Raw genomic sequence first — 11,896 nt, forward strand, 5'->3', positions numbered from 1 at the left:
GTTTAGAATCCAAACGCGGTGCGTTCCGGCAGTTTTTAGGGTGTTGGTCGAAGCCAAAAAGGGTTGCAAGCCGGGACGCACCCTACCGTTTTTTGTCTTATTTTTATTGGGTTTCTAATGTGTTTAGGAATCGCTCTTGTTCGGCTCGTAAAATTTCAATGTCGCCGCCACTGTTTAAGATGGAAAACCAAACTTTGCCTTTGTTTTGGGTGGGTAAAACTCCTGAAAGGGTACTCACCGCATTGAGGCTTCCAGACTTTAAGATAGCACGGGGGGGAAGGGGACGAACGGTTAAAATTCCTTCGGGTTCTCCGGCGATCGCCACGACATCGCCGAGGGTTAAGCCGTGGGGAGATAATTCTCGTTCAATGGCTTGATAAATGCGAATTACGGTTCGCGGTGACATTTGGTTTTCTCGTCCTAATCCTGAACCGTTCACCAGTTGAATTTCTCGTTCGGGGATTGCGGTGGCGGTGATAACCTCTTGGCGAACGGCGGCGGCCCCTCCGACGGCGTTGGCTAGGATATGGGCGATCGCATTGTTACTATAGCGATTCATCAGTTTTAAGACTTGGGAGAGTGGGGGGGATTGATGGTTCAGCCAGGGTTCGAACTCTGGGGGAGGTTCGGAACGGTAACGAACTTGGCCTGAAATTTCAATTTCGGGCCGTGGTGTGTCTGGGGGAAGGGTTCGATATTGAATTTCGGCTTCTGAGGTCCAAAGACGAGCGTTGAGTCCTTGTTTGAGGAGTTCGCCGGAGAGAAGGGAGTCTTCCTCAAAGTTCATGAAGAAGTCGCCGACGATAATTAAATCGCCGTTAACTTGTTGTAATCCGGCTTCTGTGAGTTGGTTGGCCACGGCGATCGCTTCTTCCCAGACAAAGAGAGGATTCATGGCGCCGACTACCCATAAATCCCCTTCTAAGACGCCATCTTGTACCTCTCCTTGGGGGAAAAACTGGGTCGAGAAGCGATGATTAACCCCCAACTGACGTAAGGCGGCTAGGGTGGTGGCCAGTTTGGTGAGGGAGGCCGCCGGAAGGGGAACGGTTCCGCCAATGTTGGCTAATAGTTCATCGTCGGTTTGTAGCCAAACTCCCTGTTGCTGAGGATCGAACCCCTGACGAGCGAGACGGTTGATATACTCTTGTACCTGTTGCTGAACCTCAGGATCTCGATCGGCTAGGGATAGTTGCGGTGGGTTCGGGGGGGCTGATGTGGCTCCCGAGGAGGAGGTTTCGGAAGAGGTTTCGGGAGAGGGTTCCCGAGAGGGTTCTGGAGATGGACTGGGGGTGCAACTCGCCAGCAGCAGGGGGAGGCTGGCGAGACTGAGCAGGACTGGGTCTATTTTTGGGTGCATGGCTGGGGTTTTGCCGAAGGTCTTGTTAGGATAAGGTTTAGATTATTTTTGGGATCAAACTTGTAGTGCGTAACTTCTTGATTCTGTTTGCCCTTTTTAGCTTTGTTTGGACGTTACAAAAGCCATCTCCAGCCCAAAAAGGCGGTTTTTCGGAAAAAGACCAGGTGGTTTTAGATGAGCTTTTAAAGAGTCCTGAAGATGTTATTCCTGATCATGGAAAAATAAAAAAGATTCTCAAAATTCTCGATAAGGGGTCTAAGAAGGCTGTTTCTGAATTTTATCACAGTGTTCGCTATCGTGTGTTTGACTGGTCTCAGCAATTTGGCAAGCCCCAAGTTGCGCCGGTTTTTGAGGATATTGCTCGGATTTATTATCAAAAGATTTTGCCGGAGGAAAGCCCAATTAAGGTGATTGAGCATATTCATAAAGATTTTGATTTTTTGTGTAAATCTTAGGGAGAAGGCAAGAGGCAAGAGGCAAGAGGCAAGAGGCAAAAGAAGGGAACAGGGAACAGGGAACAGGGAACAGGGGAAGAGAAGGCAAAAGGCAAGAGGCAAGAGGCAAGAGGGGGGAACAGGGGATAGGGAATACTGGATAACCCACCCCGCCCTTCGGGCACCCCTCCCAAGAGGGGAAAAACATTGTGGGGGTGAAACATTTTTCGCTCCTGCGGGTTGGAATGGACGATTGGGATGGGTTGATTTGGGGTTATTTGCCTGTTCGACGTAGTTTTGACCAGCCATCTTCTAAGAGTCCATAGAGGACGGGAACGACGACTAAACTTAATAAACTTGAGGTGATTAAGCCACCAATAATGGCGACGGCCATGGGTTGGCGTAATTCAGATCCGGCGCCCCAACCGATGGCGATGGGTAACATTCCTAAAACGGTGGAGGCGGTGGTCATGACGATGGGACGAAAGCGGACGGTTCCGGTTTCTAATAGGGCTTCAAATCGGGGTTTTCCGGCTTTGCGAAGTTGGTTGGCATAGTCCATTAACAGGAGGGCATTTTTGTCTAAGAGTCCCAGAAGGAAGATGGTTCCAATGAGGGAAATCATGCCAAAGTCACTTTGGGTAATCAGTAGGGCGAGTAAGGCGCCCACGATCGCCAGGGGAAGGGATAAGCCGACGACGAGGGGTTCTAAGAGGCGGCCGAAGGGCAGAATTAACACCAACAACATACAGGTGACGGAGAGGGCTAGGGTTCCGCCAAAGCTACGGAAGACGCTGGCGGCGTTTTGGGCGTCGCCGCCGAGGTCGAGGTGAACGCCGTCGGGGAGAAGGGGTTGGGCGATCGCCACGACGTCATCGGTAGCATCGCCGAGGGCCTGGCCTTGACTGAGGTTGGCTTCGACGTAGGCTACCCGTTCCCCGGATTTGCGGCGGATGGTGGTGATCTCTTCGTTGGGGTCGCTGGCGCTGGTTTCAATGTCGATGAGGCCCGGTAGATCCTCGATCGCAGCGGTAATCTCTCGGGCGGTTTGGTTGAGTTGCACGAGGTTCTCGCCGAGGAGGGCGATTTGTAGGGGTTTGCTGTCGCCGATTTCGACGAATTGGATGTCTTCGACGCTGATGCGGGTTCCTTGGGGCCGGGGTAGGCGATCGCGGAGGTCTTGTTGGACGCTGGCGGTGTCTTGGCGGCGATCGCGTCGTAGTTTGACGGTGATACGACCGCGATTGGGTTCGCCACGATAGCCAATTAGGGTATAGACGGATTCGACGTCGGGATGGTCGCGGACGACGGTTTCGAGGTCGGTGGCGATGTCTTGGGCGCTGTTGAGAATCCTGATGCGGGGATTGAAGGCTAGGTCGAAGTCTTCGGCGGTGTTGGGGTCGAAGTCGGGATACACGCCAGGAAATTGTGGGCTGGTACTGTCAAAGTCCGGGGATTCGTCGCCAGGGTTGGGAAATTCGGGAAGGGGGGCGGTGTAGAGAATGTTGAACTCGCCGCGATCGAGTTGGGGAATGAAGCCTTTGGGAATGAGGGGAATGAGGGCGATTCCGGCGATGAGGCTTCCGATGGCGATGGCGAGGGTTAGCCAGGGATGGGTGAGGGCTTTGCGGAGTAGGGGAAGGTAGAGGCGATCGAGAAGGTTGGGGGAGGGGGAACTGGGGCGATCGCGGCGAGGTTTGGCTTTTAGCCAATAGACGGCGAGGACGGGGGAGAGGGTCCGGGCGACGAGGAGGGAGATGAGAACGGCGGCGGAGACGGTGAGGCCGAAGGGTTTGAAGAATTGACCGACGGTTCCCCCCATGAAGGCGACGGGGAGAAAGACGGCGACGATGGTGAGGGTGGAGGCGGAGACGGTGAGGCCAATTTCGTTGGTGGCGGCGATGGCGGCTTCGCGAGGGGGTTGTCCGTCTTCGATGTGACGGGCGATGTTCTCGACTTCGACAATGGCGTCATCGACGATGATTCCGATGGTTAGGGCCAGGGCCAGCAGGGTGATGGTTTCGAGGTTGAAGTCATAGATGGCCATGACGATGAAGGTTCCCAGGAGGGAGATGGGAATGGCCAGGGCGGTGATGAGGGTGGCGGATAGGTTCCGCAGAAAGGCGAAGATGACGATAACGGCCAGGATGATGGCAACCCAGAGGGTGTCGATGGTGGCTTGGGTGGCTTCGCGGATGAAGTCGGCTTGGCTGGCGGCGAGGTCGAATTGAATGTCGGGATAGTCTTGGCCCCACTCGGTGATGGTGGTTTCGACTTGATTGACGACATCGAGGGTGTTGGCGTCTCCTTGTTTGATGACTTGTAGGGCGAGGGCGTTGTCGGCGGCGAAGCGAATCAGGGTGGGGGCGTTGAGGGTGATGTCGTCGTCGAGAATTTCGGGACGGTCGGTTTGGGGGAGTTTGGCGTCGCCGAGGAGGTCGACTCGCAGGACGCCGGGGAGTTGTTCGAGTTGGGGAATGAGGCGATCGCGGCTGAGGCGGGCGATCGCGTCTAGGCTAGTGTTGGGGCTAGTGTTGGGGTTGGGCCGGAGGGCGTAACTGATGGCGGCGGATTCGTTGAGGTTGAGGGGAATGACCTCGATTTCGGCGGAGTTGGCCAGTTGTAGTTGGTCGAGGCGATCGCGGACGGCTTGGCTGGCGGGGGTCGGGTTAACGCCCACTTTGAAGAGGACGCTGATGACGGTTCGTCCGGGATAGATGCTGGCTTGGATGTTGTCGAGGCCGGGGAGATCTCGAAGTTGGGCTTCGATGGGTTCGGCTAGTTGGTCTTCGGTGGCTAGGGCGGTGTTTTGGTCGCCCGAGGCGTTGATGACAACGACGGGAAAGGTGATGTCGGGAAAGAGGGCGTATTTTAGGGAGGTGTAGGCGAAGAGTCCCGCCACGGCGATCGCCAGCCAAATGGCGACGGTCAACACCCGATGCTGAATTGCCCATTTTGAGATGTTGAAGCGTTCTCGCAGTGTGGTGGTGTGTTTGGCCGGCATCCTAGTCTAACTCCCCTGGTCGGCGGCTGTTCCCCGCTTCAGGGAACGTTTGCCTGTTGTTGATCGTCGATCTATAGTATCGTCTCCCTGACTGTTACGGGTTTGTTGTCTCTGATGCGGGGTGTACGTTGGGGACAAAATGTTGCGGATGTAACAAAAAGGTATAGAATCTGTAAAACTCGCGACATAATGGGAGTAACGAGGGTGAATCTTCCGTTGCTCGGATGACGTCTGTTTCTGGGAGACCCCAAGATCATGATTGCAACATCTTCTCTGTCGGGAGGCGATCGGGTTTTAACCGATACGCAACCCCAAAGCCAAGTCTATAAAGGACATTTGATTATTCCACGCTATAGTCGCGCCTGGTGGTGGGCGACGGTCATCGATCCCCATGGGGATGAGGTGAAGGGTCAGGGAGAGGGTCACGCCTCTGAGGACCAAGCCATTAGTTATGCTAAGGGTCTTATTGATGGGCGATCGCCCTGGATGTGATGCTTGTTTCTACAGCAATAATCGCGGGGGAACGAGCCAAAACAGTTGACTCTGGCCAATGATATCCCCGTCATCAGGGAGCTCTACTCCAATGACTCCAGCTTTTTTGACAATAAGTTGACCGCGACTCTCTCCCCAAATGAGCTGTTCAGCCCAATGGCCGAGATCGGGTTGATGTCCAACGACGGCGATCGCTACCTCGCCGTTTTTGCCTGTTTTGGGGGTAGCATTGTACCAATTTAGCCAATCCTGCAACTCGCCAGCGGGGGCGAGGGCGGCGGAAATCTCGGGTTTTGGACTCAGTTTGGCGTTTACTAAAATTTCGGCGGTTTGTTGGGCGCGCACGAGGGGACTGGTGAGGAGATAGTCGAACTGTAGATTGAGTTCTGCGAGCCGTTTGGCGATTTTACGGGTTTTTTTGACTCCAGCGTCGGTGAGGGGCCGTTGGCTGTCGTCGGGATAGGTTTGGGGACTGCGATCGGCGGCAATTCCATGACGAATTAGATAGAGTTGGGGCATGAGGGGCATCTTATAATGATCAAAACTAATTTTAGACAATTTGTGTGGTGTTACACCGTTGTCGGTTGGAGAATCCTTTAAACTGTCTCTATCAAAATTTTACCAACACGAATAATGAATAGACTGTCATGGTTTTTTGGCTTGACAGTTCTGGGACTACTGATGGCGGTCAGCCTCTCGGCGCTGCGTCCGTTGGTATCCTCGACTGACTCAAGTTCTTCGTCGGTCACGATTACGGTTTCTGCGGCTTCAGATCTTAAGGATGTTTTTCCAAAAATTGGTCAACTCTGGGAGCAAGAAACGGGACATCAGGTAGTCTTTAATCTGGGATCAACGGGACAACTTGCCCAGCAAATTGCACGGGGTGCGCCGGTGGATTTGTTTGCTGCCGCGAATCGCCAATTTGTGGAAGATTTAGATCAAGAGGGTTTAGTATTTCGAGAAACGAAGGCGCTCTATGGTGTGGGACGAATTACCCTCTGGCAACGGGAGGAGGGTTCCCTAGAGATTAACCAGCTTGAGGATTTACTCAAACCGGAGGTGACTCGGGTGGCGATCGCCAACCCCAATCATGCGCCCTATGGAACGGCCGCCCGAGAAGCGCTGCAAACGGCGGGGATTTGGGAGGAATTACAACCTAAACTGATTTTGGGGGAAAATATCAGTCAGACTCAGCAATATGCGATGACGGGCAATGTGGATGTGGCGATCGCCGCTCTCTCGATTAGTGTGGAGAAACCGGGACAATGGGTGCTACTTCCCGAGAGTCTCCATAACCCCCTAGAACAAATGCTGGCTGTGCCGAAAAATGCTCCCCATCCTGAGTTGGCGAAAGAGTTTGCGGCGTTTGTGAATGGGGATAAAGGACGGCCGCTCATGGAACGCTATGGGTTTGTTCTCCCGGATAATGACTCAACTCGATGATTTGGCAGCCTTCTCTTCTCTCGTTACAGGTTACCCTGGCCGCTAGTGGTGTCATTTTGATACTCGGTTTAGGCTTGGGTATTTTTTTGGCGAAAACTCGCTTTCCAGGACAATTATTTGTCTCGACGTTGTTAAATTTACCGCTGGTGTTACCGCCGAGTGTGGTGGGGTATGGCCTGCTGTTGGCGTTGGGCCGGGGAAGTCCGCTGCGAGAGTGGTTTGGGGTCGATATTTTGTTTACTTGGCAGGCGGCGGCCATTGCGTCGGGAGTGGTGGCGTTACCGTTGATGGTTGAGTCAACGCGGGCGGCGATCGCCAGTGTTAACCCAGAACTCGAAGCGGCGGCCCGAACCCTGGGATCGACGGAAGGGGAGATTCTCTGGCGGATTACGCTCCCTCTGGCCTATCGAGGGATTTTAGCGGGATTTAGTCTTAGTGTGGCGAGAAGTTTGGGGGAGTTTGGGGCGACGTTGATGGTGGCCGGAAGTATCCCCGGACGGACTCAAACGTTACCTCTGGCGATTTATGATGCGGTGGAGTCGAGAGATTATGGTCGGGCCAATAGTATGGTGGTGATTATTACGGCGATCGCGTTTATGTTTCTCTATTGGGTGAGAACATTAGAGGATAAGACGACACGGTAAAACCTTCAATTATATTTAGAATAAATTACCATCATGTCTTTGAGGGTTCGCATTCAAAAAAAACTCCCTAATTATTGTCTCGATGTTGACTTTAATGTTGATGATGATCCGTTGGGACTGTTGGGAAGTTCGGGATCGGGGAAAAGTTTGACCCTACGCTGTATTGCGGGGATTGATGGCCCGGATTCTGGAATGATTATGTTGAATGACCGGGTTCTCTATGAGTCTCGACGAGGAATTAATCTCCCCAGTCGCGATCGCCGGGTGGGATTTGTGTTCCAAAATTATGCTCTTTTTCCCCATCTGACGGTTGGGCAAAATATCGCCTATGGCTTGAAACAGGGTGGGAAAACTGAGAGACGTCGCCGAGTCGCGCAACAGTTGGATCAGATGCAACTGGCGGGGTTGGGCGATCGCTATCCCCATCAACTCTCGGGGGGCCAACAGCAACGAGTGGCCCTGGCCCGGGCCTTGGCCCCGGAACCCGATCTATTACTCCTCGATGAACCTTTTTCAGCCCTGGATGCTCATTTACGCAGTGCTTTAGAAACCCAATTGAGTCAAACTCTAGCGGATTATCGAGGCTTAACGTTATTTGTGAGTCACAATTTAGAGGAAGCCTATCGCCTTTGTCCACAACTGTTGGTTCTTTCTCAAGGAAAGATGATGGCCCAGGGGGATAAACAAGGGATTTTTGATGCTCCCGGAAACTTAACGGTGGCTCAGTTGACGGGATGTAAGAACTATTCTCGCCTCGAACCCTTGGCAACTCATAAAATTCGGGCGTTGGATTGGAATTGTACGCTGGAAACGGAGGAATTGGTGTCGCCGCTGCAAACCCATGTGGGGATTCGCGCTCATCATATTGCGTTTTTGGACAGTTTAGAGGGGTCTAATCGTTTCCCGGCTTGGATCGCGGGGAGTAGTGAAACCCCTCATCGGCAAACCCTTTATCTCAAGTTAGGAACTCCTCCTGAGACTCCTCAGGATTACCATTTACGGGCGGAGGTGTTTAAGGAGAAGTGGAACCGGTTAAAATCCCGTCCGTTTCCTTGGTCTGTGGGCTTGTTACCGTCACGGTTGTTGTTGTTGAAAAATCGCTAAGCCATTGGTTGGGGGAGTTTGGGCGATGGTTGGGCTATTGATGAGTCACTGATGAGTCACTGGGGAGGAACTGAAGCCGCAGAAGCGGGCTTTTTTGAGGCGTTTCCATTTTCCTCGGGGGGCGAAGTCAAGTAGGGCGCGATCGCTCTCGCTTTGGGACATCCAAAAACTACCGGGATCGTCGTCGTCGGGGAGTGCTTGCAGTTTGGCCCAGAGAGGACGAATGTCTAGGGGATAGGTTTTAGGGTCGAATTGGGGGGTGAGTCCGGCTTCGGCGAGGAGTTCTAAGTCTCGCTCGAAGGTGCGAATGAGGCGTTTGCGGGTGTCGCGATCGCCTTCGGCTCGGTCAAGTTTAGCTGGGCCATAGGCGATGGTCATCAGGGTGGAGACTCGTAGGGGACTTTGGCGGCCAAAGCGGAGTTTAAAGATGAGCCAGAAGAGCGATCGCACCATTCCGGGATGTTGTTGCCAGTTGCGAAAGGCCAGTTCAATCCAATCTCGCTCAATGCTGGTGGTTTGATAAAAGCCTTGTCCTTGTTGTTGGCCGTGGGGGTTGAGGAAATGACGCGCCCAGAGTCCGGGACGAATGGTAACGGTGAAACCGGGGGTTTGGTGATCTTGACGATCAACTAATTCCCAAAGGGGATGTTCGGCTTCTTCAAAGGCGGGGATATCGCCCTGTTGCAGCCAACGGATGGCGACGGAGAGACGACTAACTTGTTGCACTAAGCGTTCGAGTAGGTTGATTTTGTCTTGTTGGTTTAGGTCGCGTCGTCGTTGCAGTCCCACATAGGCGGCCAGGTCGCGATCGCTCAAAGAAAATGTTTCCTGCCAGGGCTGGGCTAATTGAGTGGCTTGGGCGGCATAAATGAGATGTAAACAGGCGGCACGAATGTCAAACTGGGTGATGTCAGAGGCGGTTGTTTCTTGTCCCTGATCCCCGGTTAGCCAAAATTGTAATTCCCCTCGTCCTCGTTTTACGGGTTTGCAATAGGTCCAGCGACCGGCTTGCCAAGTCCAGGGGATATCCTGTCGTTGAGTCAGGAGGTTACATCCTTCCCAAATGACGAGGGTTGAGGCAATGTTGAGGCTGTTTCCTAGGGGATGTTGTGTGGGCGGTTGTTGATTGGGCTGGGGATAACCCTGGTGGTGGGAACAGTTTGATCCGACGGGAAGCCAGTTCAGGTGAAGTATCTGGAGGTTCGATGATCGGCGATCGCCTTTGCAGGAGTTGTACGCTAATCCGGATAAGTCCTGGGGAAAACAGGTCTCGGGGCATTTCTGACAACTGGGATAGAATGAATCGTCGCGGTAGGCCATGATAAGTGCTTAAAGACTAAGGATAGGCAGTTTTTCTCAAAATAAATCGTCTAAAAAAGAGACGAATTTTTAAAAATAAATCTAAAAATAGCGAGGTTTTGTTGGTTGTAAATGTTTTATTTTCTTGACAAAAGAAATTTGGTTTTTGAGGATTATAGGCTATAACAAAGGTAGCCCGAATGACCACTTATTAAACCTCAAAAACGTCATGCAACTCACGGCACGCAATATCTTGAAAGGAACGGTCAAACATATCCATTTGGGGACCGTCAACGCTGAAGTCACGTTGGAGATCAATCCAGGGGTTGAAATTACCGCCATGGTGACGAAAACCTCGGCTGAAAAATTGGAGTTAACTCAAGGGAAAGAAGCATACGCTGTCATTAAAGCGGGTCATGTCATGATCGGCGTCGATTAGATCTCGATTACGGCCAGAGATGGCTGTTAACCTTCCCTCGTGAGCCTTCGGTAGAAGGTTTACGAGGGAAAGGTTTGGGGGGCGGATGATGCGGCGAGGGCTAAGACTTCTTCGACGGCTAAGCCGCGTTTGAGTTCGATCGCCCGCACTCGTACAGCATCGAGAAGCCCTTGATCGCCCCAACCGGGATCAAACCTTGGTTCGGCGGCTAAACAGGCGGCGATGGCCCGTCGCCCGGAATGTTTGCCAATGCGAACTTGATGTTCAGCCCCCAACCATTGGGGGGGAAAGGGTTCATAGGTTTGGGGATTTTTGAGGATAGCGTCGGCGTGAATCCCGGCTTCGTGGGCGAAGGCATTGTCGCCCACGATCGCCTTCCAGGGAGGGAGGGTTCCCCCAGCCATCCATTGATGAACCTGTCGCGACAGTAACAGCAGTTGACGGCTATCAATGCCGAAATCCCAACCTTGCAGGCGACGCATGGCCATGACGACTTCTTCGAGGGCGGCATTTCCGGCCCGCTCGCCGATCCCATTGACGGTGACATCAACGACGCTGGCCCCGGCCCGCAATCCGGCCAGGGCGTTGGCGGTGGCCATGCCCAAATCGTCGTGGGTATGCACTTCAACGGGAATCTGGAGATGATGCACGAGACGCTGAACCTGGTGCATCGTCTCGAAGGGATCGAGGATGCCGACGGTGTCACAGAAGCGAAACCGTTGCGCTCCTAGGTGTTGAGCGGTTTGAGCTACGGCTAGGAGTAAGTCGGGATCGGCTCGGGAGGCATCTTCTGCTCCGACGGAGATAAAGCGGCTGCGATCGCGGGCAAAGCGAAGACTCTCGTGTAATTGTTGCCAAAGCCGTTGGCGATCGCCGCCAAATTTGGCCGCAATTTGCACGTCGGAGACGGGGAGGGAAATATGCACCCGTTGCAAGCCGCAATTAAAGGAAGCAGCTAGATCCGAAATGACGGCTCGGTTCCATCCTAGGAGTTCAGCGTTGAGATCGCTGTTGACGAGAGTGCTGATGGCTAGGGCTTCGTCGCCTCCCATAGCCGGGATTCCGACTTCGATTTCGGGCACGCCAATGGCATCGAGTAAGCGGGCGATCGCCACTTTCTCGTCTCGCGTTAAGGCCACCCCGGCCATTTGTTCGCCATCCCGGAGGGTGGTGTCGAGTAGGTGAGGTGGTTCGGGGTCACGGACAACAGCAGTCTGACAGTCGTTCATGATGGTTTCAAGACAAAAGGAATGAAGCGATTTCCGTAAATTCTCGTAGAAACGATAGCGGAGCCTAAGAGAGCCGTTCTCTCTTATCTATTATCGACTCAGTCCTGATGATAACATTGCTTGCTAGAGATGAAATGCAAGTTAGGATACAAAATAGAGATTTGCTTGCGGAGGGCGATCGCCCATTAGACTCCATTGCTTTTCCTGGAAACGGAGGTTTAGGAGTCGAACTTGCCGATATTTTTTGCTACAAGTGATACAAAAAAAGTAGAACTGAAAACATTTTAATTATTTCTTTATAATCTAATTTGGCTTTCTTAAGAAAACCTAAAGAACCTACCAGTGCCGCCATTCAGGCTTGCAGAGGATGAGGCGTACGTCGATAAATCCAGCTCCAATTGCTTAGTAATCTAGCATTTTCGCCTCATCAGAGGGCTAAAAACTTCAG

Annotated in this window: 11 protein-coding genes; 6 read left to right on the top strand and 5 right to left on the bottom strand. The window is 52.8% G+C overall.

Features of this window, described 5'->3' with window-relative positions; translation table 11 throughout:
* Nucleotides 1–103 precede the first annotated feature (103 nt).
* Nucleotides 104–1,360 (bottom strand): D-alanyl-D-alanine carboxypeptidase, encoded by a 1,257-nt coding sequence (locus R6U67_RS18410; RefSeq protein WP_410253897.1) that lies wholly within the window; start codon nt 1,358–1,360, stop codon nt 104–106.
* Between the two features lie 65 nt (nt 1,361–1,425).
* Here R6U67_RS18410 and R6U67_RS18415 point away from each other — a divergent pair, with 65 nt between their 5' ends.
* Nucleotides 1,426–1,815, top strand: a complete 390-nt coding sequence (locus R6U67_RS18415; protein ID WP_410253898.1) for a hypothetical protein — start codon at nt 1,426–1,428, stop codon at nt 1,813–1,815.
* Between the two features lie 253 nt (nt 1,816–2,068).
* On the opposite strand, the gene R6U67_RS18420 is transcribed toward R6U67_RS18415, so the two are convergent.
* Entirely contained in the window at nt 2,069–4,798 is a 2,730-nt protein-coding gene (locus R6U67_RS18420; protein ID WP_410253899.1) for an efflux RND transporter permease subunit, read from the bottom strand.
* Nucleotides 4,799–5,053: 255 nt separating this feature from the next.
* Between R6U67_RS18420 and R6U67_RS18425 the strand changes: the two genes are divergently transcribed.
* Nucleotides 5,054–5,290 (top strand): hypothetical protein, encoded by a 237-nt coding sequence (locus R6U67_RS18425; protein ID WP_410253900.1) that lies wholly within the window; start codon nt 5,054–5,056, stop codon nt 5,288–5,290.
* Nucleotides 5,291–5,299: 9 nt separating this feature from the next.
* Here the strand turns inward: R6U67_RS18425 and sixA are convergent, their stop codons facing one another.
* Nucleotides 5,300–5,809, bottom strand: a complete 510-nt coding sequence (sixA, locus tag R6U67_RS18430) for a phosphohistidine phosphatase SixA (RefSeq protein ID WP_410253907.1) — start codon at nt 5,807–5,809, stop codon at nt 5,300–5,302.
* A gap of 114 nt (nt 5,810–5,923) precedes the next feature.
* On the opposite strand from sixA, the gene modA reads away from it, so the two are divergent.
* From modA to R6U67_RS18445, 3 genes are read left to right on the top strand one after another with little or no spacing between them, the layout of a single operon-like run.
* On the top strand, nt 5,924–6,733 hold the full coding sequence (gene modA, locus R6U67_RS18435) for a molybdate ABC transporter substrate-binding protein (protein ID WP_410253901.1): 810 nt from the start codon (nt 5,924–5,926) through the stop codon (nt 6,731–6,733).
* Nucleotides 6,730–7,377 (top strand): molybdate ABC transporter permease subunit, encoded by a 648-nt coding sequence (gene modB, locus R6U67_RS18440; protein ID WP_410253902.1) that lies wholly within the window; start codon nt 6,730–6,732, stop codon nt 7,375–7,377. Before modA ends, modB begins: the two co-directional genes overlap by 4 nt.
* Before the next feature lie 33 nt (nt 7,378–7,410).
* Nucleotides 7,411–8,481: a sulfate/molybdate ABC transporter ATP-binding protein gene (locus R6U67_RS18445; RefSeq protein ID WP_410253903.1), complete on the top strand. Its 1,071-nt coding sequence runs from the start codon at nt 7,411–7,413 to the stop codon at nt 8,479–8,481.
* A 45-nt stretch (nt 8,482–8,526) separates the two neighbouring features.
* Here R6U67_RS18445 and R6U67_RS18450 read toward each other — a convergent pair whose 3' ends face one another.
* Complete coding sequence (locus tag R6U67_RS18450; RefSeq protein ID WP_410253904.1) at nt 8,527–9,801, bottom strand: hypothetical protein; 1,275 nt, start codon at nt 9,799–9,801, stop codon at nt 8,527–8,529.
* Nucleotides 9,802–10,009: 208 nt separating this feature from the next.
* Between R6U67_RS18450 and R6U67_RS18455 the strand changes: the two genes are divergently transcribed.
* Nucleotides 10,010–10,219: a molybdopterin-binding protein gene (locus tag R6U67_RS18455; protein ID WP_410253905.1), complete on the top strand. Its 210-nt coding sequence runs from the start codon at nt 10,010–10,012 to the stop codon at nt 10,217–10,219.
* Nucleotides 10,220–10,278: 59 nt separating this feature from the next.
* Here the strand turns inward: R6U67_RS18455 and nifV are convergent, their stop codons facing one another.
* A complete protein-coding gene (nifV, locus tag R6U67_RS18460) occupies nt 10,279–11,448 on the bottom strand; it encodes a homocitrate synthase (RefSeq protein WP_410253906.1) in 1,170 nt (389 codons plus the stop codon).
* Nucleotides 11,449–11,896 lie beyond the last annotated feature (448 nt).

Origin of the sequence: Sodalinema sp. (assembly GCF_046483825.1) — a bacterium.
In the GTDB taxonomy this organism is placed as follows: domain Bacteria; phylum Cyanobacteriota; class Cyanobacteriia; order Cyanobacteriales; family Geitlerinemataceae; genus Sodalinema.